This window comes from Azospirillum sp. TSO5 (assembly GCF_003116065.1).
GTDB lineage: Bacteria > Pseudomonadota > Alphaproteobacteria > Azospirillales > Azospirillaceae > Azospirillum.
Genome location: NZ_LGQY01000085.1, coordinates 14,204 through 40,109, shown reverse-complemented (window position 1 = coordinate 40,109; position 25,906 = coordinate 14,204). Strand labels below are relative to the sequence as shown.

The window sequence follows — 25,906 nt, the reverse complement described above, 5'->3', positions numbered from 1 at the left end:
ACCCCCGCCACTTCCATGCCGGTGCGGGCGGAGATCGTGGCCAGCGCCCGTTCGGCCTCCAGCTTCGAGATGCCGTAGGGGCTGTGCGGGTCGGGCGGCGTCGCGGCGTCCAGCGGGGTGGGGCGGCTTTCGTCCACCATCGCCTTGATGCTGCTGAGGAAGACGAAGCGCTTCACGCCGGCCGCCGCCGCCTGCTCCGCCAAGCGGACGGTGCCGGTGGTGTTGACGCGGCGGAATTCGGCCAGCGGGTCGGCGGCCTTGTCGCGCATCACATGGACGCGGGCCGCCATGTGGATCACCGCATCGACACCGTCCAGCGCCGCGGTCCAGTCGGTGTCGGGGCCGATGTCGCCGACCACCGCCGGTTCCCACGGCCCTTCCTTGGCGCTGCGCAGGGCGGCGCGCACATGGTGTCCGCGGGCAACCAGCAGCGGGACGGTGTGGCGGCCGACGAAGCCGGTGGCGCCGGTCAGGAGAACGCGCATGGGCGGGAATGTCCGTGCTGGTATCGTATCGTGGACTGAACCATGCCTTAGTATCCGGTTTGGCCGGGTGACGCCACGGCGCAAAGTCCCAGAACCCTTTTCCGGCTTTCGGTTGGTGGTGGGAATGGCTATAAGCTGAATAGGGACGCGTGAATAAGGACGCTACCAAGACATGTCACACATTGTGGACGGTGCAAATGATCGGCACAGCCGGATCATCATCGTCAGCTTTAACTGCGCCGAATTCGTCAATCGCGTCATTGGCTGTCTGCTCGACCAGACCGACCCCGCCTTCGAGGTGGTGATCGTCGACAATGCGTCGAAGGATGTCGACGGGATCGCCTTGCCCGCCGATCCGCGATTCCGCATGGTCCGGCTGGACAGCAATGTCGGTTTCGCCAAGGCCAACAACATCGGTGCCGCCGGCGCCACCGTCCCCTGGATCGTCACGCTGAACCCCGACGCCTTCCCGCGCCGCGACTGGATGGAGCGGCTGCAGGCCGCCGCCCATGCGCAGCCCGACGTGGCGATGTTCGGCTCGACCCAGCTGTTCTCGCACGACCCCCGCATGATCGATGGCGAGGGCGATCAGTATTCCATTTTCGGCTTCGCCTGGCGGGTCAATTACCGCCGCATGCTGAAGCCGCCCTATTACAGCGGTGAAGTCTTCTCGCCCTGCGCCGCCGCCGCGATGTACCGGCGCGACTATTTCGAGGCGGTCGGCGGCTTCGACGAGGATTTCTTCTGCTACTGCGAAGATGTCGACCTCGGCTTCCGCATCCGCCTCGGCGGCGGTCCGGCCGTGCAGGTCGGCGACGCGGTGGTGGAGCATGTCAGCAGCGGCGTGTCCAAGCAGTACGGCACCTTCGCCCAGTATCACGGCGTCCGCAATCTGGTGTGGACGATGGTGAAGAACATGCCGCTGCCGCTGCTGCCGCTGGCCTTCGCCGGCCATGCGTTGCTGGTGGTCTATCTGGTGGTCCGCAGCCTGGGCAGCGGGCGCACCGGCGCCATCGGCCGCGGCATCCGCGACGCACTGTGCGGGCTGCCGCGCATGATCACCAAGCGCCGCGTCATCCAGCGCGACCGCAAGGCGACGCTGGGGCAGGTCGCCCGCATGATTGCCTGGAACCCGCTGCTGCTGAAGACCCGCGGCCGGCCGGGGCTGCGGAAGTCGCACAGCTCAGACCAGCCGCCATCCGTGGGTATTGAAAAAGCGTAGGGCGGACCGGGCGAACATGCGGATGTGCGCGCTGCCCTTGCGCGCCGCCTTACCGCCGAAATGCACCATGCGCACGTCCGGCACATAGGCGATCTCACCCAGCGCCATTGCCCGGCGCGACAGGTCGAAATCCTCGAAATACAGGAAGTACCCGTCGTCGAAGCCGCCCAGCCGGGTCAGCGCGTCGCGCCGGAACAGCATGAAGGCGCCGCTGACCTGCTCCAGCCCGGTGACGACGCTGTCGCCCGTGATGTCGCGCATCTCGTAGCGGTCGAGCCGCTTTGCGAACATCCGCTTGACTGAGGCCGGAGCGAAAGCGCGCAGGCCCAAATCCAGCACGGTCGGCCGGCGCTTGCACAGGAACTCCTGCTCTCCCGACGGGCCGAACACCTTGGGCGTCAGCAACACCGTGCGCGGGTGCGCTTCCATATAGCGCCAGCCGGCCAGCAGAGCGTCCGGCTCCAGCAGGATGTCGTAGTTCAGGATCAGGTGATAGGGCGCATCACCTTGCCGGATCGCCAGATTGTGCCCGGCGCCGTAGCCGACATTGCCATGCCCGGCAACCAGCGTCACCGGCGGACGACCGGCCTCGGCATAGCGGTCCAACATCGGCCGGAACGAGTTCGACGCCGCGTCGCTGCCCTCCGGTGCGCCATTGTCGATGATCCACAGCCGGGCCCGCACCCCGGCTCCCTCGGCCAGCCGGTCCGCGGCGGCACCGATGGTGTCGAGCGAGCGGGCCAATAGGTCCGGGTCCGGGTGGTAGAGGACGACCGACAGGTCGAGGAAATCGTTGATCATCGCGATCAGGCCTTCGACATGCGCGTCAGTGTTGCCAGCAGCAGCGCGACGGTGACCGCGCCCGGCGCCAGCGTCCAGGCGCCGTAGGTCCCGGCAGCCAGCGCAGCCACGACGAGAACGAGGCTATAGCCGATGATGGTCAGCACCACCCGGTCATGCCGGCCGGCACCCTTGGCGGCCTTCTGATAGAAATGCTCGCGGTGGGCCTGCCAGATCTTCTCGCCGCGCAGCAGCCGGCGCAGCAGGGTGATGGTGGCGTCGGTCAGGTAATAGGCGGGGAGGATCAGCGCCGCCGCCCAATCGCCGCGCGCCGCCAGCGAGGCCAGCAGGAAGGCCAGGATGTGGCCGAGCGGGATGCTGCCGACATCGCCCATGAACATGCGGGCCGGCCGCCAGTTGTGGGTCAGGAACCCCGCCGCCGCCCCGGCCAGCGCCGCCCCGGCGACCCCTGTCAGCCCGAAATCGCCCATCACCAGCGACACCAGCGCCACGCCGCCGCCGATCAGGATGGTTTCGCTGCCGGCCAGCCCGTCGATCCCGTCCATGAAATTGTAGAGGTTGACGAACCACAGCCACAGGAAAGCCGTCGCCGCCCGGTCCAGCCCCCAGGGCAGCCAGCCCTGCCACACAAGCTGGTCGGACGGCAGCGCCAGCAGCCCGAACGCCACCGCCAGCGCCTGCACCGCCAGCCGCAGCAGCGGCGACAGGGTGCGCCGGTCGTCCATCCACGACACCCCCATCAGCGCCAGCGTGCCCAGCAGCACCGCCCCGGCTTCCAGCGGCCGGTCGAAAGCGATCCCGGCGATGGCGAAAACCGGCACCACCGTCAGCATCACCGCCCAGCCGCCGCCGCGCGGGGTGGGGGCCTGATGGCTCGACCGCTCGTTCGGGATGTCCATGATGCTGCTGGCGAGCAGATAGCGCAGCACCCGCGTCGACAGGTACCAGCCGAAGGCCAGACACAGCACGAAGACACCGATCAGCGCGGACGAATAGGCGGTGGAGGTCATGGTGGCTCGGACGGTGGAGGAAAGGGGAAGGCTCAGATCTGGTGATAGCCCTTGTACCACTCCACGAAGCGGGGCAGGCCGATCTCGATCGGGGTCTTCGGTTCGAAGCCCAGCACTTGGCGGCTCAGTTCGATGTCGGCGGCAGTCTCCTGCACGTCGCCGGCCTGCATCGGCTCCATCACCTTTACCGCCTCGCGGCCGAAAGCCTGCTCCAGCACGGTGATGAAGCGCATCAACTCCTCGCACCGGTTGTTGCCGAGATTGAAGACGCGGTGCGGGGCGCCAGTCTCGGCATCCACCGGGGCCGGGCGGTCGAGGGCGGCCAGCACGCCGGCGACGATGTCGTCGATATAGGTGAAGTCGCGCTTCATCTTGCCGCCGTTGAAGACGCGGATCGGCCGGCCGGCGGTGATGGCGTCGGCGAACAGCCAGGTCGCCATGTCCGGCCGGCTCCACGGACCATAGACGGTGAAGAAGCGCAGGCCGGTCGACGGCATCTGGTAGAGATGGCTGTAGGTGAAGGCCAGCATCTCCGCCGCCTTCTTGGTGGCGGCATAGACCGACACCGGGCTGTCCACGCGGTCCTCCACCGAGAACGGCATCTTGCGGTTGGCGCCGTAGACCGAAGAAGTCGAGGCGTAGACGAAATGCTTCAGCCCCGGCATGCGCCGCGCCGCCTCCAGCAGAGTTACCTGACCGGTGACATTGGCGTCGACATAGGCATATGGGTTCTCGATCGAATAGCGCACGCCCGGCTGCGCCGCCAGATGGATCACGCCCGTGACGTCGCCGAACTGCGGCCACAGCCCCTCCACCGTCGCACGGTCGGAGATGTCGGCCCTGATGAAGCGGAAGCCGGGCCGGCCGGTCAGCCGGGCCAGCCGCGCCTCCTTCAGCGCCACCGCGTAATAGTCGTTCAGGTTGTCGAGGCCGAGCACGCTCTCCCCGCGGTCCAGCAGAGCCGCCGCGACATGCGATCCGATGAAGCCGGCGGCCCCGGTGACGAGGATGGTCATGGTCCGACACCTTGATATGACGATGGTCCGACGGTCTTATGCCCCAGCGGCGGGCGGGGCGCCAGCCTCCATCCATGAGCCTCTTGTGACCGGTTCGCACGCTTGACAGCCGATCCGACCTGCCGGTCTACTGCGCGACCGCGACACACCAGGACCGATGGGACCATCGATGCCCCCGAAGAAGAATCCGCTGAACCTGAACCCGCTGCAGCTGCGCACCCTGACCCTTCTGCAGGAGATCGCCCGTCTGGAGAACGCTCCGGCCGAGGATGAGGAGGGTGGCTTCCAGATCACCTCCCTGCCGCACGCGCACGGCAACCACTTCCATCTCGGCCATGCCGTGGTCGCCGCCAAGGACGCCACCGGCCTGCAGAACGATGCGGTCTGGACCATTCTGGAGCGCAAGGGCATCGTGAAGCGCACCCCCGGCGCCGCGATCCTGACCGCCACCGGCGTCGAGTACGACACCGGCCTGCGCGACCAGATTCTGCATCATTCCGACCACTGATCCCCTGGGCGGAGCCGCGCCGATGGACGACACCGCCGAGACGATGAGCACCCCGCCGGCCCCGGCGAAGCCGAAGCCGGCGGTGAAAGACCGTGATGAGCGGCTTGCCGCCCGCCTGCGCGAGAACTTGCGCAAGCGCAAGGAGCAGGCGCGGCAGCGAGGGGAGTGAGTGGGGCGTTAGGCGCTGATGCCCCCTCCCTAACCCTCCCCCGCTAACGCGGGAGAGGGGACTGCCTCCGCTTCGCATAAGGCACCCTCTCCTGCCGAAGGCGGGGGAGGGTTGGGGAGGGGGCGAGCGGCCATCAGGCCGCGACAAGCCCTAAACCAATTCCTTCCTGAACCAGATCTGCTTGTGTCCCGGCGGATAGCCCTCCATCTCCGCCCACACCTCGTAGCCCTGCTTCGGGTAGAAGCCCGGCGCCTGGAAGTCGTAGGTGTAGAGCCGCGACCAGCGGCAGCCGCGGGTCTTCGCCTCGGCCTCCGCCGCGGCCAGCAATCGGCCGCCGAGGCCGCTGCCGCGGGTGGAGTCGTCGACCCAGAGCAGGTCGACATACAGCCAGTCCCAGAGGGTGTAGCCGACCAGCCCGCCCTTCAGCGTGCCGTCCGCATCGCGGGCGGCCACAACCAAATCACGGCGGTCGTAAGCGCGGCCGAGCGACGCCTCGTTGTAGGCGCGCAGGCCATCGAAGACTCCGGCCAGGTCGGCCGGGGCGGGGGTGTCCGTCACGGACAGGGTAAAGCTCTGTGTCATGGGGCGAAGCTTAGCCCTTGCGGTGCCAAAGACCAGCGCCGTGATAAAGAACCGTCCATGCACCACAAGCGGCCCGGCTTTTCTTGAGCCTCGCCGCGCGCTCGGCTACAAACCAGCCTCACGACCCCTCCACCCAATCGATACGCCAAGGAGTACCCCCGCGATGGGCATCATGCCGGACAGCTGGATCCGCGAGATGGCCGAGACCAAGGGCATGATCGAGCCCTTCGTCGAGACCCAGAAGCGCGAAGGCGTGATTTCCTACGGCGTGTCGTCCTACGGCTACGACGCCCGGGTCGCCGACGAGTTCAAGATCTTCACCAACGTCGACAACGCCATCGTCGATCCGAAGCGCTTCGACGATTCGAGCTTCGTCGACCGCAAGACCGACGTCTGCATCATCCCGCCGAACAGCTTCGCGCTGGCCCGCACGGTGGAATATTTCCGCATCCCGCGCGACGTTCTGGTCATCTGCCTGGGCAAGAGCACCTATGCCCGCTGCGGCCTGATCGTGAACGTCACCCCGCTGGAGCCGGAGTGGGAAGGCCACGTCACGCTGGAGATCTCCAACACCACCCCGCTGCCCGCCAAGGTCTACGCGAACGAGGGGCTGTGCCAGTTCCTGTTCCTGAAGGGCGACAGCGTGTGCGAGGTGTCCTACGCCGACAAGTCCGGCAAATACATGGGGCAGAAGGGCGTCACGCTGCCCCGGCTCTGAGCACTCCTATCTGATCGCTCCTCAAAAGCGTATCTGCGAAAGAAACAGGTCCATGGACAAGATCCGCATCCGCGGCGGCCGCCCGCTGAACGGCTCCATCACCGTTGGTGGCGCCAAGAACGCCGCCCTGCCGCTGATGACGGCGTCGCTTCTCACCGACGAGACGCTGACGCTGACCAACCTGCCGATCCTGGCCGACATCAACACGCTGTGCAATCTGCTGTTGCAGCATGGCGTGGCGATCCACATGGCCGGTGCCGGCGGCGATTGCGCCGGACGCGCCGTGGACTTCACCGCGCGGGACGTCACCAACACCACCGCTCCCTACGATCTGGTGCGCAAGATGCGCGCCAGCGTGCTGGTGCTGGGGCCGTTGCTGGCCCGCTGCGGCGAGGCCAAGGTGTCGCTGCCCGGCGGCTGCGCCATCGGCGCGCGTCCGGTGGACCTGCACATCAAGGGGCTGGAGGCGATGGGCGCCGACATCCGGATCGAGGCGGGCTATATCGTCGCCAAGGCTCCGGCCGGCGGCCTGCGCGGTGCGGAATACGTCTTCCCCAAGGTGTCGGTCGGCGCGACCGAGAACCTGCTGATGGCCGCCACCCTGGCCAAGGGCACCACCATCCTGGTGAATGCCGCGCGCGAGCCGGAAGTGACCGACCTCGCCGAATGCCTGGTCAAGATGGGGGCGAAGATCACCGGCATCGGCACCGACCGGCTGGTGATCGAGGGTGTCGACCGGCTGCATGCCGCCCGCCACATGGTGGTGGCCGACCGCATCGAGACCGGCACCTACGCCATGGCCGCGGCGATCACCGGCGGCCGTCTTGACATCATGAACACCCGTCTCGATTTGATCAAAGCGGCGGTCAAGGCGCTGGCTCCGGCCGGCGTCGCCTTCGAGGAGATCGAGAACGGGATCCGCGTGTCGCGCGCGAACGGCGAACTGCACGGCGTCGATGTGATGACCGAGCCGTTCCCGGGCTTTCCCACCGACCTTCAGGCCCAGATGATGGCCCTGATGTGCACGGCGAAGGGCGCGGCGATGATCACGGAAACGATCTTCGAGAACCGCTTCATGCACGCGCCGGAGCTGACCCGCATGGGCGCGCGGATCACGGTCCACGGCTCGTCGGCCCTGGTGCGCGGTGTGGAGCGGCTGACCGGTGCGCCCGTGATGGCGACGGACCTGCGCGCTTCGGTGTCGCTGGTGCTCGCCGGGCTGGCGGCGGAGGGGGAGACGATGGTCAACCGCGTCTACCACCTCGACCGCGGTTATGAGCGGGTGGAGGAGAAGCTGGCCGCCTGCGGTGCGGAGATCGAACGCATCCACGGCGGCGACGAGTAAGCGGCGGGGGCGCCCCTCCGCCATCCCGATAAGGTTGGCCATTCCCGAGAGGTGCCCACGACCATGACGGCCTCAGCCATGACCCCGATCCGCCTGCGCGCCGAAGACGAGGAGGACCTGAAGGTCGTCTCCGCCTGCCTGCAGGACGCCATCCTGCCGGTCGGCGACATGTGCTTCCAGCCCGACGACAAGCGGTTTGTCATGGTCGTCAACCGCTTCCGCTGGGAAGCCGCCGACCGCCCGCGTCCCGGCCCCGCCGCCGACGACGACGATCTGGCCCCCTACGAGCGGGTCCATTGCGGCGTGCGGGTGGATGGGGTGACCGGCGCCAAGCTGCGCGGCTTCGATCTGAAGGACCGCGGCCGGATCCTGGAGTTGCTGTCGATGGAGACGATGGAGGGCGGAATCGCTCTGCATTTCGCTGGCGGCGGCTGCGTCCGCCTGGACGGGGAGTCCTGGCGTATGGTGGTGGAGGATCTGGGCGAGCCCTGGCCCACCGGCTGCAAACCCTGCCACCCCGACGAACCGGCCTGAGACGAACCGGCCTGAGACGAACTGGCCCGAGACGAACCGGCCTGAGCGGCTGGACGGCGCGCGGGGCGCCGGTTCAGCGCTCCGCGACCTGGGTGTCGTTGTGAATACGGCGGATCACGTCCTTCGCCGTCTTCTTGTAGGTGACGGTGTCCACGTCCTCGCCCGGCGACAGTTGCGAGCGGGAGATGGTGAAGAAGCGGTGGCCGACATCCAGCATGCCGCTGGCCTCGACCAGGATGCTGGTGTCCTTGCCGTCGGCGCCGGGCGAAACGGAAACGATCTGGCCCAACTCTTCGCCGAGCAGACCGGTCACTTCGAGCCCGACAAGATCGTCGCCGGCACGCGGATCGGCCGCTTGGACCGACTCGATGTGGGCGAATGGCAGGGTCGCTGCCAGCGCAAGGCCGGCCAACAGGGTCTGGAACCTCATGATTTGGGCTCCCTTCGCTGATGTGTGTCTCGTATGTCACAATCAACATGGGAATTGCGGGACAGTTCCCAGGGAACGATGCAGGGGTAATCCGGTTGCTGCGGCATGACCAACAGCGAAGGAGGCCCCTCCATGGCTCAGAACCTTAACGGAAAGACCGTGGCCGTTCTCGCCACCGACGGCTTCGAACAGGTGGAACTGACCGAGCCTGTGAAGGCCCTGCGCGACGCCGGTGCCATCGTGCACGTGGTCGCCCCGAAAAGCGGCCAGATTCAAGGCTGGAACCACCATGACCGCGGCGACAAGGTCGATGTCGATGTGACGCTCGACCAAGCCGATGCCGGCCGCTACGACGCGCTGATGCTGCCGGGCGGCGTGATGAATCCGGACAGCCTGCGGCTGGAGCCGAAGGCGATCGAGTTCGTGAAGAGCTTCGTGACTTCGGATCGTCCCATCGCCGCAATTTGTCACGGCCCCTGGACGTTGATCGACGCCGGCGGCGTGCGCGGCAAGCGCATGACCTCCTGGCCGTCGCTGCAGACCGACCTGCGCAACGCGGGCGCGACCTGGGTCGACGAGCAGGTGGTGACCGACCATGGTCTGGTCACCTCGCGCAAGCCCGACGACATTCCGGCCTTCTGCCGCAAGATGATCGAGGAGTTCTGCGAAGGCCGCCACGCCGGCCATCGCCACGCGGCGGAGTAGGGCGACGCTATTGCCCCCTCCCTAACCCTCCCCCGCTTTGCGGGAGAGGGGACTTATACTGTCATGCGATCAACTCCCTCTCCTGCCGAAGGCGGGGGAGGGAAGGGGCCCATGCGAAAGCATGGGAAGGGAGGGGGCACCCCTGCCGTGACTTGGAGACCTACGCCGTCACCAGCGGTGACAGCCCGTTCTGGATCGCCCACACCGCCGCCTGCGTGCGGTTCTGCGCGTTGATCTTCCGCATCACGTTCTTGAAATGCATCTTCACGGTCGATTCCGTGATGTGCAGGTTGCGCGCGATGGCCTTGTTCGACTGGCCGGCCAGCAGGCAGCGCAGGATCTGCACCTCGCGCTTCGACAGGTCACCGCTGGGCGGCATGGAGATCGGGGTCGGGCTGTGCTGCGGGCGCTCGTTGGCGGCGGCCATCAGCAGGCCGGCGACGTGGGTCGGATAGACCACCTCGCCCAGCATCACCAGACGCAGCGAGCGCAGCAGGCTCTCGCTCGACATGCTCTTGTTCAGATAGGCGTCGGCGCCGGCCTTCAGCGACTGGGACAGGCTGCGGTCGGCGATGGTGTCGGCCAGCACCGCGATCCGGGCCGATGTGCCGTCGCGCAGGCGCCGGATGCCGGCGATTTCCTCAGGCATGCCGTCCTGGAGCGCCAGCACGATCAGGTCGGGTTCCTCGCCGTCGGCAATGAGGTCGAGCGCGTCGTCGGCGCTGGCCGCGTGGGCGCTGACCCGGAAGGGGCCGCCGCCGATCAACGTTGCCAAGGCCGCAGAAAACAGCCGGTCGTGGTCGACCAGCATCACATTCCATGTCGTCATTGTTCATCCTCCGCTGGGCCGCCCTTATCACCGGGCGGCGGCGATCCCCCCTTTTTGTCCGCGCCTGAAGGATCAGGCCAAGGACCGGACCGGTTGATCCGGCCCACGCAGACTCCGAACATAGAAAATTAGAACAATATTGTTCGGAACAGCGGGCTTTACGCTTCATGCCGGGATGATTTATACGGTTCATTAACCAACGGCGCAAGGTGAGAACAGGAAAGTCACAGGCAATAGATCAGATTTGGCCGGAAATTGAACGCAGATCCGTTCATTCGATATTTAGGGGTAGCTGCGCCAAAGAGCGGCGCGAATGAACCGCTTTTCCGTTGGGGCTTTTTGGTGTTCTTGGCCCTACTGAGGAGCGGTCCGCTGAGAATAAGGGGACACGATGGAGTTCGAGCTTCAAGCGCGCGATGGTTCGCGTAGCGCGGGCAATCCCACGCGGATTTTTCTGGTGGTCGACGAGCAGCCGATGGTGCGCCATGGCTTCGCGCTGTCCATCGGCGAAATCTGCCCTGGGACGCGCGTGCTGGAGGCCGGGTCGTTGGATGAAGCGCTGAACATTGGCCGCCAGACTCCCGAGCTGGCTCTGGTTCTCTACGACCCAGGCCCGCCGCGCGGGGACGGCGAGGATGCCGGCGGCGGCGCCATCGCCGGGCTGCGCCGGCTGAAGGAGACGCTGGGCGACGTGCCGGTCCTGATCCTCACCAACTCCGACGAGGTTGCCGACATCGTCGACAGCGTCCGCATGGGGGCCCGCGGCTATGTGCTGAAGACCAGCCCGCCGGAGGTGCTGGAGCATGCCATCTCGCTGGCGCTCAGCGGCGACATCTTCCTGCCGTTGCCGCGCGCAGTGCTGAACGGCGCGCTGGCCGAAGGGCCGCGCGGGAACGACGACATCCTCGACCGCCTGACCGACCGCCAGCGCGACGTCTTCGAACTGCTGCTGGCCGGCCACTCCAACAAGGAGATCGCCCGCGGTCTGGGCGTGCTGGAGGGCACGGTGAAGGTGCATGTGCGGGCGATCATGCAAAAGCTGGGCGTGCGCAACCGCACCCAGGTGGCGGTGGTCGCCGCCCGCAACGGCTGCTTCAACGGCGAAGGCTGAGCGGAGCCGTTTCGTCCGCATTGCCTGAACGGCTCCGCTTCCGGCAGACTGGCGCCCGCAGATTCCAGTTGGCAGTCGGGGAGCGGGCGCTTGGTTCAGGTGGCGGTGGCCGACAGGCCGGAAGGCTCGGTGCGTGAGGAAAAGAAGGTCGCCGTCCATGGCGCGGCGACCGTCCGGTTCGAGCATCGCCACGGCGAGACCCGGCTGGCGACGCTCTACCACCACGACCCGCTGCGGGTGCTGATGCCGACGCCGCGCCGCGATGACCTTCCCATCGCGGTGCTTGCCACCACGTCGGGCGGGATGGTCGGCGGCGACCGCATGGACATCGCTCTGTCGGTCGGGCCGGGCGCCAGGGCGCTGGTCACCACCCAGGCGGCCGAGAAGGTCTACCGCTCAACCGGTGCCGACTGCCGCATCGACACCGCTTTGTCGGTGGAGGACGGCGCTTGGCTGGAATGGATGCCGCAGGAGGCGATCGTCTTCGAAGGCTCCCGCCTGCGCCGCCTGACCCGCATCGACCTGTCGGGCAATGGCCGCGTGATCGCCGGCGAGATGCTGGTCTTCGGCCGCGCCGCCTTCGGCGAGACCGTCACCCGCGGCCTGATCCGCGACGCGTGGGAGGTCGCCTGCGGCGGCCGACTGATCTGGGCCGACGCCCTGCACCTGGACGACGACATCGCCGAGGCCTTGGCCCACCCAGCCGGCTTCGGCGGAGCAGCGGCCTGCGCCACCCTGCTGCACGCGGCCCCCGACGCTGCCCGCCATCTCGACGCCGTCCGCGCCTTGGCGGAGCCCGTGGAGGGCGCCCGCATCGGCGCCACCGCGCTGGACGGCCTGCTGATCGTCCGCATCCTCGGCGGCGATGCCGGTTCGGTGCGCCGCGCCTACGCTGCGCTGTGGTCCGGCCTTCGCAGTGAGGTCGCCGGCCTGCCCACCCGCTTGCCGCGGCTTTGGGAGGTTTGAGGGAATTTTCTGCTGGAAGATCGCGTTTTTCCGCGATTGTGGTACTCTGTCAAGGATGGGTGCGCTGCGCACCGGATGTCGGGACTCTTAACAATGGACTCCTACCGCAAGAACTACGAACCCCTGCCGGATACGGATGGGCTGGACGGCGTTCGCATGGGCAACGGCAGTGAGGTGCTCGATTACGACGCTGCGGTTCGGCATCTGGAGGCGTCCAGCGCATTTCTGGCTGAGCGGTCGAGGCGGATGGCTGCGCGCATCGCGCAGGGATCCGCGAAGGGATGAGCGACCGATTATCGACCCTGTTTCTCAAGCGGCGACAGTTTCTTGGTGAGTGCGGTCGCGCCGCCGTCATGGCATTGCCGGACGATCTTCGTCCTGTTTTCCTGACCGAAAGCCTGCACCTCGACCAATTGGTTGAGGATTATGGTGCTTTGCGCGACCAGTTCGTGGTGCGCCACGGCATGGGCGAGAACCTGCTGGCCAACCACAAGGTTGCAGCCCTTTATGTTTGGCTGCTGTCCAAGGTGCCGGCGGAGTTTCTGTTCCGCTTTCCGGCCGATGCGCCCGTCGACTCCCGGCGGTTGGTCATGGCAACCATGATGAACGCAGTGATCGTGGGCCTGCTCGCCATCGACCCGTCGCGCGTGGACGGCCTTCTGCAGGACGATATTGAATATTGCCTGTTGAAGGAAGCACCGGCGAACCTGGAATGGTTGTGCTGCACGCTCCATGCCCATTGTCTGCTGAACGGCGCGCGAACGAACATTCCCCGCTATTGACGGCCAGCACTTTCAACCCCCTACGTCATACGACGCACTTGGCGCGCCGCATCGGCGTGGCATAATCGCCGGCAACGAACAGGGTGGCGAAAGGGCAATCCCCCGATGAACCTGACAGGGCGCGAGAAGGACAAGCTGCTCGTCGCGATGGCGGCGATGGTGGCGCGGCGGCGGCTGGAACGCGGAGTCAAGCTGAACCATCCGGAGGCGGTCGCCCTCATCACCGACTATGTGGTGGAGGGAGCGCGCGACGGCCGCACGGTGGCCGAGCTGATGCGCGACGGCGCCACCGTGCTGACCCGCGATCAGGTGATGGACGGCGTGGCCGACATGATCCATGACATCCAGGTTGAAGCAACCTTCCCTGACGGCACCAAGCTCGTCACCGTCCACCAGCCGATCCGTTGAGGGGGACAGCCAGATGAAACCCGGTGAAATCTTTCCGGCGGCCGGCGAGATCGTGCTGAACGATGGCCGCGACACCGTCGAACTCGACGTCGCCAACGCCGGCGACCGGCCGATCCAGGTCGGCTCGCACTTCCATTTCTACGAGACCAACAGCGCGCTGACCTTCGACCGCGAGAAGGCTAGAGGCTTCCGGCTCGACATTCCGGCCGGGACGGCGGTGCGTTTCGAGCCCGGCCAGACCCGGCGCGTGACGCTGGTCGCCTATGGCGGCGACCGGGTGGTGATCGGCTTCAACCGCATGGTCAACGGCGCCCTCTGACGGGCCGACAGGGAAGGGCGAACGACAATGGCGCATCGCATCGACCGGGCCGAGTACGCGGCCCTCTACGGCCCGACCACCGGCGACCGCATCCGGCTGGCCGACACCGACCTGATCGTGGAGGTCGAACGCGACCACACCGTCTATGGCGAGGAGGTGAAGTTCGGCGGCGGCAAGGTGATCCGCGACGGCATGGGGCAAAGCCAGCGCTCGCGCCACCAGGGGGCGGTCGACACCGTCATCACCAACGCCCTGATCATCGACCATTGGGGCATCGTCAAGGCCGACATCGGCATCAGCGGCGGGCGGATCGCCGCCATCGGCAAGGCCGGCAACCCCGACATCCAGCCCGGCGTCGACATCATCATCGGTCCGGGCACCGAGGTGATCGCGGGCGAGGGCAAGATCGTCACCGCCGGCGGCATCGACGCCCACATCCATTTCATCTGCCCGCAGCAGGTGGACGAGGCGCTGAACAGCGGCGTCACCACCATGCTGGGCGGCGGCACCGGCCCGGCCGCCGGCACCTCCGCCACCACCTGCACGCCGGGTCCGTGGCATATGGAGCGGATGCTCCAGGCCGCCGAAGGGCTGCCGATCAATCTGGGCTTCTTCGGCAAGGGCAACACCAGCCGCCCCGATGCACTGCTGGAGCAGATCGCCGCCGGCGCCTGCGGCCTGAAGCTGCACGAGGATTGGGGCACCACGCCCGACGCCATCGACACCTGCCTGACGGTGGCCGACCAGTTGGACGTCCAGGTGGCGATCCACACCGACACGCTGAACGAATCGGGCTTTGTCGAGGATACCATCGCGGCGTTCAAGGGCCGCACCATCCACACCTTCCACACCGAAGGGGCGGGCGGCGGCCATGCGCCGGACATCATCCGGGTGGCCAGCCTCGCCAACGTGCTGCCCAGCTCGACCAACCCGACGCGGCCCTTCACCATCAACACGGTGGACGAGCATCTGGACATGCTAATGGTGTGTCACCACCTCAGCCCGCGCATTCCGGAGGACGTCGCCTTCGCCGAGAGCCGCATCCGGCGCGAGACCATCGCGGCGGAAGACATCCTGCACGACCTGGGCGTCTTCTCCATGATCTCGTCCGACAGCCAGGCGATGGGCCGGCTGGGCGAGGTGGTGATCCGCACCTGGCAGACCGCCCACAAGATGAAGCTCCAGCGCGGCCGGCTGCCGCAGGAGACTGGCGACAACGACAATTTCCGGGTGAAGCGCTACATCGCCAAATACACCATCAACCCGGCACTGTCGCACGGCATCGGCCATGTCGTCGGCTCGGTCGAGGTCGGCAAGCTCGCCGATCTGGTGGTGTGGTCGCCAGCCTTTTTCGGGGTGAAGCCGGACATGGTGATCAAGTGCGGCACCATCGCCGCCGCGCTGATGGGCGATCCCAATGCTTCGATCCCGACGCCGCAGCCGGTGCATTACCGCCCGATGTTCGGCGCCTTCGGCCGCTCGCTCCAGGCCAGCAGCGTCACCTTCGTCAGCGCCAAGGCGCTGGAACTCGAGGTCGGCCGCCAGCTTGGCCTGCACCGTGAACTGATCGCCGTCCAGGGCACCCGCACCGTCGGCAAGAAGGACATGATCCACAACGACGCCACTCCGCACATCGAGGTGGACTCGGAAACCTACGAGGTGCGGGCGGACGGACAACTGCTGACCTGCGAACCGGCGGACGTCCTGCCGATGGCGCAGCGGTATTTCCTGTTCTGAGGCGTTTTTTCTTCCCCTCCCCCGCCCAGCGGGGGAGGGTTAGGGTGGGGGTATGTGGCGTGGGCTGTCTTCGGCTGCGCCGAACCCCCTCATCCCAACCTTCTCCCCAGGGGGGAGAAGGAGTTTTCTGCAGGGTCTATTCGTGATCGGTGTATTCGACTCAGGACATGGCGGGTTGACGGTGCTGCGCGCCCTGGTGGATGCGGCACCCGACCGGCCCTTTGTCTATCTCGGCGACCACGCCGCCGCTCCCTACGGCCCGCGTAGCGAGGACGACATCTACCGGCTGACCATCGCCGGGATGGACCGGCTGTTCGCCCAGGGCTGCCGGCTGGTCGTCATCGCCTGCAACACCGCCGCAGCGGTCGCGCTGCGCCGTTTGCAGCAGGAATGGCTGCCGTCGGCCCATCCCGGCCGCAACGTGCTGGGCGTGCTGGTGCCGATGGTGGAAGCGATCACCCGCGTGCCGTGGATGATCGACACCGTTCCGCCCGACCACCTCGCCGAGCCGCGCAGCGTCGGCATTTTCGCCACTGCGGCGACGGTCAATTCGGGATCCTTCCCGCGGGAGATCGGCAAGCGCGCCCCCTCCGTGCGGGTGGTGCAGCAGGCCTGTCCCGACCTCGTGCCGCTGATCGAGCGCGGTGCGTCGGACGAGGAGATCGAACCGGCGGTCGCCGGCTATGTCCGCGTCCTGCTGGACAAGATGGGCAGCCAGCCGCTGGACACCGTGGTGCTGGGCTGCACCCATTATCCGCTGGTGCGCCACCTGTTCGCCCGCGCGCTGCCGCCGGGGGTGGAGGTGCTGTGCCAGCCGACGCTGACCGCCCGCTCGCTGGAGCAGTATCTCGACCGCCACCCGGAATACCGGCCCGATCCGGCTGAACGGGGACTGAAATTCTTCACCACCGGGAATGCGGCGCTGGTCAGCGAACTGGCCGGCCGCTTCTTCGGCCACCCGACCCCCTTCGAACGGCTTAGCTGATGACCGATCCCACCCGCCGCGCCACCCGAGTCCATGCCCGCGGCCATTGGCCGGTCGAGCAGGCGGCCGGCACCGTGACGCTCGCCTTCGACGACCGTTTCCGCCGCCGCATGGCGATGACCGACGATGCCGGCGGCGCTTTCCTGCTCGACCTGCCGCGGGCGGTGGCGCTGGACGACGGCGACGGGCTGGAGTTGATCGACGGCAGCTTCCTGCGCGTGGTCGCCGCCTCTGAGGAGCTGATGGAGGTGCGCGTGCCCGGCCCGGTCGAGGCCTTCGCGCGGGTGGCCTGGCATCTCGGCAACCGTCACCTGCCGGTGCAGATCGTCGGCGACACCATCCGCCTGCGCCGTGACCATGTGATCGAGGACATGCTGCGCGGGCTGGGAGCGGAAGTGCGCGACGTGACTGCGCCCTTCATGCCGGAAGGCGGCGCCTATGGCGGGCATTCGCATGGCGGCGGGCATGGGCATTCGCACTGATAAGCCCCTTCTCCCCCCCGGGGAGAAGGTTGGGATGAGGGGGTTCGGCGTAGCCGAAGAGATCCTCGAAGCGGTTCCCCCTCACCCTAACCCTCTCCCCGGGGGGGAGAGGGGATTCGGGAGCGTCTCCACCTACGCCCTGACGCGCCTGCTGGCGTGGCTGTCGCCCAGCTTTCCGGTCGGCGGCTTCTCCTACAGCCATGGCATCGAGGCGGCGGTGGAGCAGGGGCTGGTGCGGGACCGGGCGACAATGATCGTCTGGCTCGACGGTATCCTGCGTCATGGCGCCGGGCGCACCGACGGCATACTGTTCGCCGCCGCCCACCGTGCCGTTCTGGCCGGTGACGAGGCCGGCTTCGCCTGGGCGGTGGAGCGGGCCGACGTCCTGCGCGCCTCCGCCGAGACCGCGCTCGAATCGCGGGCGCAAGGGCAGGCTTTCCTGCTGGCGATCCGCGCCGCATGGCCGCTCGATGAGCTGCCGCGCTGGGATGCCGTCATAGCATCCACCGGCCGGCCGGTCGCCTATGCGGTGGCGGTGGCGCTGGTATCGGCGCTGATCGGCGTGGCGGAGGGACCGGCGCTGACCGCCTACCTGCACGCCTTCGCCGCCAATCTGGTGTCGGCCGGCGTTCGCTTGGTGCCGCTGGGCCAGACCGACGGCCAGCGCGCGCTGGCCGCGCTCGACCCGATCACCCACAGCGCGGCGGAGGCGGCGCTGGCCGCCCCGTTGGACGATCTCGGCGGCCGGGCGATGGCCGTCGATTGGACCTCGATGATCCACGAAACCCAATATACGAGGCTGTTCCGCTCATGAGCGCTCTCCCCGCTATCGAAAAGAGCCACGCCGGTCCGCTTCGCGTCGGCATCGGCGGCCCCGTCGGCTCCGGCAAGACCGCGCTGACCGACGCGCTGTGCAAGCGCATGCGCGACGATTGGGAGGTCGCGGCGATCACCAACGACATCTACACCAAGGAGGATGCGGAGTTCCTCACCCGCTCCGGCGCGCTGAAGCCCGAACGGATCATGGGGGTGGAGACCGGCGGCTGCCCGCACACCGCGATCCGCGAGGATGCCTCGATCAACCTCGCCGCCGTCGATCAGATGAACGCGAAGTTCCCCGACCTCGACCTGATCTTCATCGAATCGGGTGGCGACAACCTGGCGGCGACCTTCTCGCCGGAGTTGGCGGACATCACCATCTACGTCATCGACGTGTCGGCCGGCGACAAGATCCCGCGCAAGGGTGGGCCGGGCATCACCCGCTCGGATCTGCTGGTGATCAACAAGACCGATCTCGCCCCGATGGTCGGCGCCAGCCTGGAGGTGATGGACCGCGACGCCCGCAAGATGCGCGGCGACCGCCCCTTCGTCTTCACCAACGTCAAGGCGGGCGAGGGGCTGGACGCCATCCAGTCCTTCATCGTCCAGCGTGGCGGATTGCCCCTTCCGGGTTGACCTTTCACAACTGGGGGAAGATCGACGCCAGGGAATCTCTGGCTGATGGAACCTCCGGCTTGACCATGCTGTTCATGCAGCATGAGACGATTCAAGCCGGAGGATGCCCTAATGACGCGCCCCACCCCTGCAACGGCCCTGCTGCTGGCCGCGCTGGGAACCCTGTCCTTCGCCGCGCCCGCGCTGGCGGCCGACGACTGCGCGGCCGGGCTCGACCGGCTGGGACAGCAGGCGGCTGCTCTTGAGGCTGCCGGCCCCGGTACCCCCGCTCCGGTGACCCAGCAGGAAACCGCACAGCTTCGCGCCCTGCAGCAGGCGGCGCAGGCCGCCGCCCAGAAGGGCAACGCGCCCGCCTGCCAGGCCATCCTGGGCGAGGCGGCGGCCCTGCAGGACTCCATCGCCCATCCGCGTGCCGTCGCCGCCGACGAGCTTGAGGACGCCAAGCTGCGCAGCCCGGACGGCAAGGATCTCGGCAGCGTGTCCGAGCTGATCATCGATCCCGCCAGCGGCCGGGTCGCCTATGCGGTGGTCGAGTTGGGCGGCTTCCTCGGCATCGGCGACAGCCACTTCCCGGTGCCGTGGGCACTGTTCTCCCCGTCCGGCGACGGCTATGTCCTGAACGTGCCGAAGGACAAGCTGACCAACGCCCCGCGCTTTGACGAGAAGAACCGGCCGAACATGAACGACCGCCAATGGGCGATGGCGGTCCACACCTATTACGGCGTGGCGCCCTACTGGATGCGCGATTCGGCGACGCTGGCCGCCATCGCCGGCTCGGCGGGTGGTGGTGACGCCTCGGCCGGCCCGTTGCGCCAGGAGGTGCAGCGCCTGTCGCAGGAGGTGGCGCGGCTGAACCGTGAACTGCAGCAGGCGCGCGGCGCCGCCGGTTCCAGCGGCCAGGAGGGAAGCAGTCAGGGCGGCACTTCGCAATCGGCGCCGGGGTCTGCTTCCGGGACGACGTCCGGGAACGGCACCCCCCAGCCGCCGGTTTCCCAACAGTGACGCGATAACGATCCGATGGCGGACGATCCCCGACCGGGACCCGCATTCAGGAGGACCGACATGGAACTCTCTTCCATCACCGAAACGGCCCAGCGCAACCTGCGCGGCCTCAACGACCGCCTTCACGGACCCAGCGGCGGTTACAGCATCAATGTCGGGCATACCGAGCGGCTGGCGTCGCTGGCCGGCGGCGTGCTGCTGGCGGCCCTGGGCTTGCGCCGTCCCAACTGGACCGGCGCCGCCATGGCGCTTGCCGGCGGGGCCCTGGTGGCGCGCGGTCTGACCGGCTATTGCCCCGGCAAGGCGATGCTGTCCGACTGGAGGCACAACGACCGGGCGGCGATCCCGGCACAGGATGTGAACCAGGGCGTCAATCGCTACTCGCGCCATCCCGGCGACATCTATGAGGAGGCGTGCGAGGAGGAGATCGTCGACGAAGCCTCGCAAGAATCCTTCCCGGCCAGCGATCCGCCGTCTTTCACGCCGGGTGTTGCCCGCTAAGGAGGCGGACCGCACAAGCGGCGTGACGCCATAACGGAAATGTCATCAAGAAACGGCCTGTCAGTCCCATACTGGCAGGCCGTTTTGATATGGATCAATGAAAGACTGAAACGGCAACAATTCAGTTTTTACTGAACGCTCTCCGAGCAATGCTGCGCAATGATTGAGGCGCATGTGCGGAGCGCGCCCATTGCACATTGCGGACCTCCGGCGGTTGGTTTATGGTGCACTGCACAAGGAACGCCGCGTGATCTCACCCGGCGAAAGGCGGCCGGGGTTGCGGCCGCTCCTCCCGTCCCATCGACCGCAGGACCGTCCGCATGACCACGATCATTCCCGCCGCCGCCACGCTCGAAGGCAAGAAGGGGCTCGTCCTTGGCATTGCCAACGACCAGTCGATCGCCTGGGGCTGCGCCCGCGCCTTCCGCGCCATGGGTGCCGACCTTGCGGTCAGCTATCTGAACGACAAGGCCAAGAAGTTCGTCGAGCCGCTGGCCCAGCAGCTGGAGGCCGAGATCTTCGAACCGGTGGACGTCACCGGTGAAGGCCAGCTGAAGGCCCTGTTCGACAAGATCGGCGAGAAGTGGGGCAAGCTCGACTTCGCGCTGCACAGCATCGCCTTCGCGCCGAAGGAGGACCTGCACGGCCGTGTCGTCGATTGCTCGCGCGAGGGCTTCCAGCAGGCGATGGACGTCTCCTGCCACTCCTTCATCCGCATGGCCCGCTATGCCGAGCCGCTGATGAAGGACGGCGGGTCGCTGTTCACCATGTCCTATTTCGGCGCCAACCGCGTCATCGACAATTACGGCGTCATGGGCCCCGTCAAGGCGGCGCTGGAGGCCAGCGTGCGCTATCTGGCGGCGGAACTCGGCCCGAAGGGCATCCGTGTCCATGCCATCTCGCCCGGTCCGATCAAGACCCGCGCCGCTTCCGGCATCGCCCATTTCGACGAGCTGATGAACAAGGCCGCCGAGCGCGCCCCCGAAGGCCGTCTGGTGACCATCGAGGAGGTCGGCTACACCACCGCCTTCCTCGCCACCGATGGCGCGAAGGGCATCACCGGCGACACCACCTATGTCGATTGCGGCTATTCGATCGTCGGCTGAGATTTATCAACGTAAGTCTGTAGAACGGGGCGGGTGCGGCGACGCATCCGCCCCGCTCCGTTTCGGTTCGCGTCATGCGGGTGCGTCAAATTGCCGTGTGACGCCGGCGGCTGTTTGGGTGCGGTGGTAACACCATTCATAATCCTCCCCAACGGGGTGCCGGTTAAGGGGGGGAGGCCGCAAGGTCATGGGCGCCATCACATGGCGACGGCAGTTGAGCGTCGGGCAGCCGGCCATCGACGACGATCACAAACACCTGATCGAGTATCTGAACGAACTCGACGCTGCGCTGGCCGCCCCGCGGTTCCAGCCGGTTCGCGTTGCCAAGATCCTGATCAAGCTTCTGGAATACACCAAGGAGCATTTCGCCCGCGAAGAGCGGATCATGCAGATCGTGCATTACCCGAAATTCGACGAGCATGTCGCCATGCACCGCGCTGCTGTCCAGAAGGTCAGCGAGCTGTCGAACCAGTTCTCCAACGAACCCACCCACGAGAACGCCGAGAAGCTCTATAAATTCACCGCCGACTGGCTGGTCCGCCACATCATCCTGACGGACACGCAGCTGACACCCTATGTCCGCGGCGTGTGGGCGTGAGGGACTTTATCGACGTGCTAGCAAGTCCAGCGGCACATTCAGCGCAGCGGCAATGCGCCCCATGGCATCGAAACTGCCGGGCTTGCGTTCATTTTCGATTTCCGAAAGGTAGGACGGAGCAAGCCCTGCCGCCTCGGCCAGCCCACGCAAGGTGAACTGACGGTGTTCGCGAAGGACCGTCACCGGATGTTCGCCGTCCAGGATGCGTTCAGCAACCTCGAAGGGAAAAGTCTCCGTCTCGCCTGCTGCGAGCCGAGCCTTTACTGCTTCCACATCGGCAAGATCCTGGGCGTCGGCCACCAGTTCAGCCAATGCTTCGAAGTCCGCGCGACTGAGCGTGACGCTGTCAGGAGTTTCTGCGATTGGACGGATAGGTAGAGCGTTCATCGGTAAACCTCCTTGCGATTTCCGATCTTCAATACCGTGACCACCATCACATCGCCGTCGATGGCATAAACGGCCCGCCAATCGCCATGCCGGATGCGGCCTTGTCCACCACCGAAAACCTTGGCCCAAGGATGTGGGTCATAGGGCGCAGCGGCAAATGACTTTAGCTTCGTCCGGAGACCATCTGCATCGGACTTCGGCATCCGCAGAAGGACTTTCAATGCAGAGGCTTCAATGACGAGCATCATGGGTACATGATCCTGGCGCAAATCATCCAGGTCAACAGAAATTCGCTATTAGCGAACACGCAGCCCCTTAGCCCACGAACTCCGCCGCCCGGTAGCCCTGGGCGTAGAGCAGGGCGGTCAGGTCGCCATGGTCGACGCGGGCGCGGGCTTCGGCGGCGACCACCGCCTTGGCATGGAACGCGACGCCCAGACCGGCGGCCAGCAGCATCGGCAAATCGTTGGCGCCGTCGCCGACGGCCATGGTCTCCGCCATCGGCACGCGGTGCTCGCCGGCATAGGCCATCAGCGCCTGCAGCTTGCTGTCCTTGTCCAGGATCGGCTCGATCACCTTGCCGGTCATCACGCCGTCGACCACCTCCAGTTCGTTGCCGCGGTCGTCGTCGAAGCCGATCCAGTTGCGCACCCGGCCGGTGAAGCAGCGGAAGCCGCCCGACACCAGGACGCAGGCTGCACCGTTGGCGCGCATGGTGCCGACCAGCTGGGCCGCACCCGGCATCAGGGTGGCGCGCTGCCACACCTCGTCGATCACCGTCTCCTTCAGGCCCTTCAGCAGGGCGACCCGCTCGCGCACCGCGTCCTTGAAGTCGATCTCGCCGTTCATGGCGCGGGCGGTGATGGCGGCGATGTGGTCCTTCAGCCCGACATAGTCGCCCAACTCGTCCAGCATCTCCTGCTCGATGATCGTCGATTCCATGTCGGCGACCAGCAGTCGCTTGCGCCGGGTCGCCGCCGGCTGAGCGACGATGTCCAGCGTGGCGCCGTTCAGGGCATGGCGGATCGCCGCCTCCGCCTGCTCCGGCGCCAGATTGCCGAAGGGCAGGTCGCAGGCGGTGCCGGGAGCCAGCCAGTCCGGCGCGCCGGCATCGGCGCCCAAGCCCACCAGCGCCGCCTTGGCGGTCTGGACGACGGCCTCGTCGAGCGTGGTGGTACGGGGGGCGATCAGCGTGGCGACGGCGTTCATCGGCGGGTGTCCCGAGCAAAAAAGAGGGCCTTTGCGCGCTGCCTACCACAGGCGAGGGGCTCGGTCCAACGAAGCTTCGGCGTCTACAGGCGGTTGGGGCATGCGGATGGGTGTTGCAAAGGAAGCGCCGCAGCCCCATGGAAGGGCGATGAACACGCTCACCGATGTCATCGTCATCGGCGGCCCGACCGCATCGGGCAAGTCGGGGCTGGCGCTGGCGATTGCCGAGGCGTTCGGCGGCACCGTCATCAATGCCGACAGCATGCAGCTCTACGCCGATCTGGATGTGCTGACCGCCCGGCCGCCGGCCGAGGATCTGGCGCGGGCGCCCCATCGTCTCTATGGCGTGCTGCCCGCGGTGGAGCGCGGATCGGCGGCGCGCTGGCGCGACATGGCTCTGGCGGAGATCGCCGCCGCCAAGGCCGAGGGCCGGCTGCCGGTGGTGGTCGGCGGCACCGGTCTCTACCTGCGCGCCCTCATGCAGGGCTTGAGTGAGGTGCCGCCCATTCCCGACGAGGTGCGCGCCGCCGCCCATGCCCGGCTGGCAACCATCGGCGGCGAGGCGTTCCGTGCCGAGCTGGTCGCCCGCGATCCGGCGTCGGCTAAGCTGAACCCCGGCGACACCACCCGTCTGACCCGCGCCTGGGAGGTGCTGGAGGCAACCGGCCACCCGCTGTCCCACTGGCAGAGCCAAACCGCCCAGGGCGCGCCGGAGGATCTGCGCTTCACCATCCTCGTGCTCGACCCGCCGCGGACCGACCTCTATGCCCAATGCGACAAGCGCTTCCACCTGATGATGGAGCAGGGCGCACTGGAGGAGGTGCGGCAGTTGGATGCGCTGGCCCGCGAGCAGGCTCTCGCCCCCGACCTTCCGGTGCTGAAAGCCCTGGGCGTGCCGGAGTTGCGCCGTGTCCTGCATGGCGAGATCCCCTTCGACGAAGCTGTCACGCTGGCCCAGCAATCGACCCGCCGCTATGCCAAACGGCAGGTGACGTGGTTTCGGCATCAGATTGTTGGCAAAACCTCTGATATGCTGGTAAGTCATACAGGACAGCATAGCTGCCATACCATCGATCTGCCTTGTTCCCTTGCGGTACGAAATGCAATGCTCGACCGCCTGAGAACGATACTAAATTACTGATCCGAAGGAGAAGCACCGTGTCGGTTGATTGGGGTCATGTGTTCGCGGGCCGCGTGGGCGGCATGACGGCGTCCGAAATCCGGGAACTGCTGAAGCTGATCGACCGTCCGGAGATCATCTCCTTCGCCGGCGGCATTCCCGACCCGGACCTGTTCCCCAGCTCCGCCATCGCGCGGTCCTATGAGAAGATCTTCCAGTCCAACGCCGGGGCCGGTGCCGCCCTGCAATACTCCATCACCGAAGGCTACACGCCGCTGCGGGAATGGATTTGCGATTACATGGGCGGCAAGGGCGTCAATGTCGGTCTGGACGGCGTTCTCATCACCAACGGCTCGCAGCAGGTGCTGGAGTTCGTGGGCAAGCTGCTGATCGGCCCCGGCGACAAGATCGTGGTGACCCGCCCGACCTATCTCGGCGCGTTGCAGGCCTTTTCGCCCTACGAGCCGACCTACCTCTCCATTCCGATGGACGAGGAAGGGCCGGAGATGGCGGCGCTCAACGAAGCGCTGGCGCAGAAGCCTAAGTTCTTCTACCTCGTCCCCGACTTCCAGAACCCGAACGGCACGACGGTGACGCTGGCCCGCCGCCACGCTATCCTGGACGCCTGCGAGGCCGCCGGCGTGCCGGTGATCGAGGACACCGCCTATTGCGAGCTGCGCTATGACGGCGAGCATCTGCCGCTGATGGCGGCGCTGGATTGCGAGCGCAACGGCGGCAAGCTGACCAACGTGATCTTCGGCGGCACCTTCTCCAAGACCATGGTTCCGGCGATGCGCATCGGCTGGGTCAACGCGGCGCCGGAGGTGGTGAATCGGCTGGTGCTGATGAAGCAGGCGGCCGACCTGCATGCCAGCACGATCAACCAGATCGTCATGCACGACGTCGTCTCGCAAATCTTCGACAGCCACATCAAGCTGCTGCGCACCCAATACAAGGAGCGCCGCGACGCCATGCTGGCGGCACTGGACGAATTCGCCCCGCCGGGTGTCACCTGGACCAAGCCGGAGGGCGGCCTGTTCGTCTGGATCGAGGCGCCGGAAGGCGTCGACGGCACCGAGCTGCTGGCCCGCGCCATCAAGGAGGCCAACGTCGCCTTCGTCCCCGGCTCGGCCTTCCATGCCGACCGGTCGGGCAAGAACACGCTGCGTCTGGCCTTCTCCGTCACCAAGCCGGCCCAGATCCGAGAGGGCATCCGCCGGCTCTGCGGACTGCTGAAGTCCGCCGCCTGACGGCCTGCGCAAACTCAGTCGCCTCTTCGGAACGGCGGTCGCGCTTCGGTGCGGCCGCCGTTTCCGTTTGCGGCAAGCGCTGGCGGGGTAGGGGGTGGGGCGGGGTGGACACCTCCAATGGGCGCGCAACAATT

General features: G+C 66.9%; 34 protein-coding genes. 24 read left to right on the top strand and 10 right to left on the bottom strand.

Annotated features, from left to right (window positions below):
• On the bottom strand, positions 1-485 hold a 485-nt coding region (locus tag TSO5_RS21535; protein WP_146203820.1), incomplete at its 3' end, for an NAD-dependent epimerase/dehydratase family protein.
• A gap of 172 nt (positions 486-657) precedes the next feature.
• Between TSO5_RS21535 and TSO5_RS21530 the strand changes: the two genes are divergently transcribed.
• The gene (locus TSO5_RS21530; RefSeq protein ID WP_109153479.1) at positions 658-1,707 is read left to right on the top strand and encodes a glycosyltransferase family 2 protein; all 1,050 of its coding nucleotides are present in this window, start codon (positions 658-660) and stop codon (positions 1,705-1,707) included.
• On the opposite strand, the gene TSO5_RS21525 is transcribed toward TSO5_RS21530, so the two are convergent.
• From TSO5_RS21525 to TSO5_RS21515, 3 genes are read right to left on the bottom strand one after another with little or no spacing between them, the layout of a single operon-like run.
• The gene (locus TSO5_RS21525; protein WP_109153478.1) at positions 1,669-2,508 is read right to left on the bottom strand and encodes a glycosyltransferase; all 840 of its coding nucleotides are present in this window, start codon (positions 2,506-2,508) and stop codon (positions 1,669-1,671) included. The two genes, TSO5_RS21530 and TSO5_RS21525, sit on opposite strands and share 39 nt — an antisense overlap.
• Before the next feature lie 5 nt (positions 2,509-2,513).
• A complete protein-coding gene (locus TSO5_RS21520) occupies positions 2,514-3,518 on the bottom strand; it encodes a glycosyltransferase family 4 protein (RefSeq protein WP_109153476.1) in 1,005 nt (334 codons plus the stop codon).
• A gap of 32 nt (positions 3,519-3,550) precedes the next feature.
• The gene (locus tag TSO5_RS21515) at positions 3,551-4,534 is read right to left on the bottom strand and encodes an SDR family NAD(P)-dependent oxidoreductase (protein ID WP_109153475.1); all 984 of its coding nucleotides are present in this window, start codon (positions 4,532-4,534) and stop codon (positions 3,551-3,553) included.
• A 169-nt stretch (positions 4,535-4,703) separates the two neighbouring features.
• On the opposite strand from TSO5_RS21515, the gene TSO5_RS21510 reads away from it, so the two are divergent.
• Positions 4,704-5,042 carry a hypothetical protein gene (locus TSO5_RS21510; RefSeq protein WP_109153473.1) on the top strand — a complete coding sequence of 113 codons (339 nt, stop codon included), beginning with the start codon at positions 4,704-4,706 and terminating at the stop codon, positions 5,040-5,042.
• A gap of 22 nt (positions 5,043-5,064) precedes the next feature.
• Positions 5,065-5,211, top strand: a complete 147-nt coding sequence (locus tag TSO5_RS32995; protein ID WP_199230972.1) for a hypothetical protein — start codon at positions 5,065-5,067, stop codon at positions 5,209-5,211.
• Between the two features lie 150 nt (positions 5,212-5,361).
• Here TSO5_RS32995 and TSO5_RS21505 read toward each other — a convergent pair whose 3' ends face one another.
• Positions 5,362-5,793 (bottom strand): GNAT family N-acetyltransferase, encoded by a 432-nt coding sequence (locus TSO5_RS21505; RefSeq protein WP_109153471.1) that lies wholly within the window; start codon positions 5,791-5,793, stop codon positions 5,362-5,364.
• Between the two features lie 163 nt (positions 5,794-5,956).
• Between TSO5_RS21505 and dcd the strand changes: the two genes are divergently transcribed.
• The 3 genes from dcd (at position 5,957) to TSO5_RS21490 (ending at position 8,390) form a co-directional block, all read left to right on the top strand.
• Positions 5,957-6,511: a dCTP deaminase gene (gene dcd, locus TSO5_RS21500; protein ID WP_014248468.1), complete on the top strand. Its 555-nt coding sequence runs from the start codon at positions 5,957-5,959 to the stop codon at positions 6,509-6,511.
• A 52-nt stretch (positions 6,512-6,563) separates the two neighbouring features.
• Positions 6,564-7,856, top strand: coding sequence for a UDP-N-acetylglucosamine 1-carboxyvinyltransferase (murA, locus tag TSO5_RS21495; RefSeq protein ID WP_109153469.1), 1,293 nt, complete (start codon positions 6,564-6,566; stop codon positions 7,854-7,856).
• A gap of 63 nt (positions 7,857-7,919) precedes the next feature.
• Entirely contained in the window at positions 7,920-8,390 is a 471-nt protein-coding gene (locus tag TSO5_RS21490; RefSeq protein ID WP_109153467.1) for a DUF2948 family protein, read from the top strand.
• A 73-nt stretch (positions 8,391-8,463) separates the two neighbouring features.
• On the opposite strand, the gene TSO5_RS21485 is transcribed toward TSO5_RS21490, so the two are convergent.
• Complete coding sequence (locus TSO5_RS21485; protein WP_109153466.1) at positions 8,464-8,820, bottom strand: hypothetical protein; 357 nt, start codon at positions 8,818-8,820, stop codon at positions 8,464-8,466.
• 132 nt (positions 8,821-8,952) lie between these two features.
• Here TSO5_RS21485 and TSO5_RS21480 point away from each other — a divergent pair, with 132 nt between their 5' ends.
• Positions 8,953-9,525, top strand: a complete 573-nt coding sequence (locus TSO5_RS21480) for a type 1 glutamine amidotransferase domain-containing protein (protein ID WP_109153465.1) — start codon at positions 8,953-8,955, stop codon at positions 9,523-9,525.
• Positions 9,526-9,685: 160 nt separating this feature from the next.
• On the opposite strand, the gene TSO5_RS21475 is transcribed toward TSO5_RS21480, so the two are convergent.
• Positions 9,686-10,354, bottom strand: coding sequence for a response regulator transcription factor (locus TSO5_RS21475; protein ID WP_109153464.1), 669 nt, complete (start codon positions 10,352-10,354; stop codon positions 9,686-9,688).
• A 457-nt stretch (positions 10,355-10,811) separates the two neighbouring features.
• Between TSO5_RS21475 and TSO5_RS21470 the strand changes: the two genes are divergently transcribed.
• From TSO5_RS21470 to TSO5_RS21400, 15 genes are all read left to right on the top strand, one after another.
• Positions 10,812-11,465 carry a response regulator transcription factor gene (locus TSO5_RS21470; RefSeq protein WP_247870865.1) on the top strand — a complete coding sequence of 218 codons (654 nt, stop codon included), beginning with the start codon at positions 10,812-10,814 and terminating at the stop codon, positions 11,463-11,465.
• A gap of 99 nt (positions 11,466-11,564) precedes the next feature.
• Positions 11,565-12,431: an urease accessory protein UreD gene (locus TSO5_RS21465; RefSeq protein ID WP_247870866.1), complete on the top strand. Its 867-nt coding sequence runs from the start codon at positions 11,565-11,567 to the stop codon at positions 12,429-12,431.
• A gap of 93 nt (positions 12,432-12,524) precedes the next feature.
• Complete coding sequence (locus tag TSO5_RS21460; protein WP_109153461.1) at positions 12,525-12,716, top strand: hypothetical protein; 192 nt, start codon at positions 12,525-12,527, stop codon at positions 12,714-12,716.
• Positions 12,713-13,213, top strand: a complete 501-nt coding sequence (locus TSO5_RS21455) for a hypothetical protein (RefSeq protein WP_146203819.1) — start codon at positions 12,713-12,715, stop codon at positions 13,211-13,213. Before TSO5_RS21460 ends, TSO5_RS21455 begins: the two co-directional genes overlap by 4 nt.
• A 105-nt stretch (positions 13,214-13,318) precedes the next feature.
• Positions 13,319-13,621, top strand: a complete 303-nt coding sequence (locus TSO5_RS21450; RefSeq protein ID WP_085089984.1) for an urease subunit gamma — start codon at positions 13,319-13,321, stop codon at positions 13,619-13,621.
• Positions 13,622-13,634: 13 nt separating this feature from the next.
• Positions 13,635-13,940 carry an urease subunit beta gene (locus tag TSO5_RS21445; RefSeq protein ID WP_109074033.1) on the top strand — a complete coding sequence of 102 codons (306 nt, stop codon included), beginning with the start codon at positions 13,635-13,637 and terminating at the stop codon, positions 13,938-13,940.
• 27 nt (positions 13,941-13,967) lie between these two features.
• Complete coding sequence (gene ureC, locus TSO5_RS21440; protein WP_109153459.1) at positions 13,968-15,677, top strand: urease subunit alpha; 1,710 nt, start codon at positions 13,968-13,970, stop codon at positions 15,675-15,677.
• A 142-nt stretch (positions 15,678-15,819) separates the two neighbouring features.
• Positions 15,820-16,662 (top strand): glutamate racemase, encoded by an 843-nt coding sequence (gene murI / locus TSO5_RS21435; RefSeq protein ID WP_109153458.1) that lies wholly within the window; start codon positions 15,820-15,822, stop codon positions 16,660-16,662.
• The gene (locus TSO5_RS21430; RefSeq protein WP_109153457.1) at positions 16,662-17,144 is read left to right on the top strand and encodes an urease accessory protein UreE; all 483 of its coding nucleotides are present in this window, start codon (positions 16,662-16,664) and stop codon (positions 17,142-17,144) included. Before murI ends, TSO5_RS21430 begins: the two co-directional genes overlap by 1 nt.
• Before the next feature lie 34 nt (positions 17,145-17,178).
• Complete coding sequence (locus TSO5_RS21425; RefSeq protein WP_247870864.1) at positions 17,179-17,958, top strand: urease accessory UreF family protein; 780 nt, start codon at positions 17,179-17,181, stop codon at positions 17,956-17,958.
• Positions 17,955-18,599: an urease accessory protein UreG gene (ureG, locus tag TSO5_RS21420; protein ID WP_085089978.1), complete on the top strand. Its 645-nt coding sequence runs from the start codon at positions 17,955-17,957 to the stop codon at positions 18,597-18,599. The genes TSO5_RS21425 and ureG overlap by 4 nt, the downstream gene beginning before the upstream one ends.
• 111 nt (positions 18,600-18,710) lie before the next feature.
• Positions 18,711-19,601, top strand: coding sequence for a PRC-barrel domain-containing protein (locus TSO5_RS21415; RefSeq protein ID WP_199230971.1), 891 nt, complete (start codon positions 18,711-18,713; stop codon positions 19,599-19,601).
• Between the two features lie 60 nt (positions 19,602-19,661).
• Positions 19,662-20,102, top strand: coding sequence for a DUF2892 domain-containing protein (locus TSO5_RS21410; RefSeq protein ID WP_109153455.1), 441 nt, complete (start codon positions 19,662-19,664; stop codon positions 20,100-20,102).
• Positions 20,103-20,422: 320 nt separating this feature from the next.
• Complete coding sequence (fabI, locus tag TSO5_RS21405; protein ID WP_109153454.1) at positions 20,423-21,208, top strand: enoyl-ACP reductase FabI; 786 nt, start codon at positions 20,423-20,425, stop codon at positions 21,206-21,208.
• Between the two features lie 187 nt (positions 21,209-21,395).
• The gene (locus TSO5_RS21400; RefSeq protein ID WP_109074025.1) at positions 21,396-21,806 is read left to right on the top strand and encodes a bacteriohemerythrin; all 411 of its coding nucleotides are present in this window, start codon (positions 21,396-21,398) and stop codon (positions 21,804-21,806) included.
• 6 nt (positions 21,807-21,812) lie between these two features.
• On the opposite strand, the gene TSO5_RS21395 is transcribed toward TSO5_RS21400, so the two are convergent.
• The 3 genes from TSO5_RS21395 to serB form a co-directional block, all read right to left on the bottom strand.
• Positions 21,813-22,193, bottom strand: a complete 381-nt coding sequence (locus TSO5_RS21395) for a helix-turn-helix transcriptional regulator (RefSeq protein WP_109153453.1) — start codon at positions 22,191-22,193, stop codon at positions 21,813-21,815.
• Complete coding sequence (locus TSO5_RS21390) at positions 22,190-22,441, bottom strand: type II toxin-antitoxin system RelE/ParE family toxin (protein WP_109153452.1); 252 nt, start codon at positions 22,439-22,441, stop codon at positions 22,190-22,192. Before TSO5_RS21390 ends, TSO5_RS21395 begins: the two co-directional genes overlap by 4 nt.
• Positions 22,442-22,508: 67 nt before the next feature.
• The gene (gene serB, locus TSO5_RS21385; protein ID WP_109153451.1) at positions 22,509-23,402 is read right to left on the bottom strand and encodes a phosphoserine phosphatase SerB; all 894 of its coding nucleotides are present in this window, start codon (positions 23,400-23,402) and stop codon (positions 22,509-22,511) included.
• A gap of 148 nt (positions 23,403-23,550) precedes the next feature.
• On the opposite strand from serB, the gene miaA reads away from it, so the two are divergent.
• Together miaA and TSO5_RS21375 are read left to right on the top strand one after the other, a co-directional pair.
• Entirely contained in the window at positions 23,551-24,543 is a 993-nt protein-coding gene (gene miaA, locus TSO5_RS21380) for a tRNA (adenosine(37)-N6)-dimethylallyltransferase MiaA (RefSeq protein ID WP_109153450.1), read from the top strand.
• A gap of 17 nt (positions 24,544-24,560) precedes the next feature.
• On the top strand, positions 24,561-25,772 hold the full coding sequence (locus TSO5_RS21375; protein WP_109153449.1) for a PLP-dependent aminotransferase family protein: 1,212 nt from the start codon (positions 24,561-24,563) through the stop codon (positions 25,770-25,772).
• Positions 25,773-25,906 lie beyond the last annotated feature (134 nt).

Bases quoted from the DNA above. Each gene is read 5' to 3' on its own strand.
- TSO5_RS21460 (WP_109153461.1), top strand. From the start codon at position 12,525: ATGGACTCCTACCGCAAGAACTACGAACCCCTGCCGGATACGGATGGG.
- TSO5_RS21410 (WP_109153455.1), top strand. From the start codon at position 19,662: ATGGAACTCTCTTCCATCACCGAAACGGCCCAGCGCAACCTGCGCGGC.
- TSO5_RS21455 (WP_146203819.1), top strand. From the start codon at position 12,713: ATGAGCGACCGATTATCGACCCTGTTTCTCAAGCGGCGACAGTTTCTT.
- TSO5_RS21480 (WP_109153465.1), top strand. From the start codon at position 8,953: ATGGCTCAGAACCTTAACGGAAAGACCGTGGCCGTTCTCGCCACCGAC.
- TSO5_RS21515 (WP_109153475.1), bottom strand. From the start codon at position 4,534: ATGACCATCCTCGTCACCGGGGCCGCCGGCTTCATCGGATCGCATGTC.
- TSO5_RS21450 (WP_085089984.1), top strand. From the start codon at position 13,319: ATGAACCTGACAGGGCGCGAGAAGGACAAGCTGCTCGTCGCGATGGCG.
- TSO5_RS21485 (WP_109153466.1), bottom strand. From the start codon at position 8,820: ATGAGGTTCCAGACCCTGTTGGCCGGCCTTGCGCTGGCAGCGACCCTG.
- TSO5_RS21510 (WP_109153473.1), top strand. From the start codon at position 4,704: ATGCCCCCGAAGAAGAATCCGCTGAACCTGAACCCGCTGCAGCTGCGC.
- dcd (WP_014248468.1), top strand. From the start codon at position 5,957: ATGGGCATCATGCCGGACAGCTGGATCCGCGAGATGGCCGAGACCAAG.
- TSO5_RS21530 (WP_109153479.1), top strand. From the start codon at position 658: ATGTCACACATTGTGGACGGTGCAAATGATCGGCACAGCCGGATCATC.
- TSO5_RS21520 (WP_109153476.1), bottom strand. From the start codon at position 3,518: ATGACCTCCACCGCCTATTCGTCCGCGCTGATCGGTGTCTTCGTGCTG.
- TSO5_RS21415 (WP_199230971.1), top strand. From the start codon at position 18,711: ATGACGCGCCCCACCCCTGCAACGGCCCTGCTGCTGGCCGCGCTGGGA.
- TSO5_RS21525 (WP_109153478.1), bottom strand. From the start codon at position 2,508: ATGATCAACGATTTCCTCGACCTGTCGGTCGTCCTCTACCACCCGGAC.
- TSO5_RS21425 (WP_247870864.1), top strand. From the start codon at position 17,179: ATGAGGGGGTTCGGCGTAGCCGAAGAGATCCTCGAAGCGGTTCCCCCT.
- serB (WP_109153451.1), bottom strand. From the start codon at position 23,402: ATGAACGCCGTCGCCACGCTGATCGCCCCCCGTACCACCACGCTCGAC.
- TSO5_RS21395 (WP_109153453.1), bottom strand. From the start codon at position 22,193: ATGAACGCTCTACCTATCCGTCCAATCGCAGAAACTCCTGACAGCGTC.
- fabI (WP_109153454.1), top strand. From the start codon at position 20,423: ATGACCACGATCATTCCCGCCGCCGCCACGCTCGAAGGCAAGAAGGGG.
- TSO5_RS21475 (WP_109153464.1), bottom strand. From the start codon at position 10,354: ATGACGACATGGAATGTGATGCTGGTCGACCACGACCGGCTGTTTTCT.
- TSO5_RS21400 (WP_109074025.1), top strand. From the start codon at position 21,396: ATGGGCGCCATCACATGGCGACGGCAGTTGAGCGTCGGGCAGCCGGCC.
- murA (WP_109153469.1), top strand. From the start codon at position 6,564: ATGGACAAGATCCGCATCCGCGGCGGCCGCCCGCTGAACGGCTCCATC.
- TSO5_RS21490 (WP_109153467.1), top strand. From the start codon at position 7,920: ATGACGGCCTCAGCCATGACCCCGATCCGCCTGCGCGCCGAAGACGAG.
- TSO5_RS21505 (WP_109153471.1), bottom strand. From the start codon at position 5,793: ATGACACAGAGCTTTACCCTGTCCGTGACGGACACCCCCGCCCCGGCC.
- miaA (WP_109153450.1), top strand. From the start codon at position 23,551: ATGAACACGCTCACCGATGTCATCGTCATCGGCGGCCCGACCGCATCG.
- TSO5_RS21430 (WP_109153457.1), top strand. From the start codon at position 16,662: ATGACCGATCCCACCCGCCGCGCCACCCGAGTCCATGCCCGCGGCCAT.
- TSO5_RS21390 (WP_109153452.1), bottom strand. From the start codon at position 22,441: ATGATGCTCGTCATTGAAGCCTCTGCATTGAAAGTCCTTCTGCGGATG.
- TSO5_RS32995 (WP_199230972.1), top strand. From the start codon at position 5,065: ATGGACGACACCGCCGAGACGATGAGCACCCCGCCGGCCCCGGCGAAG.
- TSO5_RS21445 (WP_109074033.1), top strand. From the start codon at position 13,635: ATGAAACCCGGTGAAATCTTTCCGGCGGCCGGCGAGATCGTGCTGAAC.
- ureG (WP_085089978.1), top strand. From the start codon at position 17,955: ATGAGCGCTCTCCCCGCTATCGAAAAGAGCCACGCCGGTCCGCTTCGC.
- ureC (WP_109153459.1), top strand. From the start codon at position 13,968: ATGGCGCATCGCATCGACCGGGCCGAGTACGCGGCCCTCTACGGCCCG.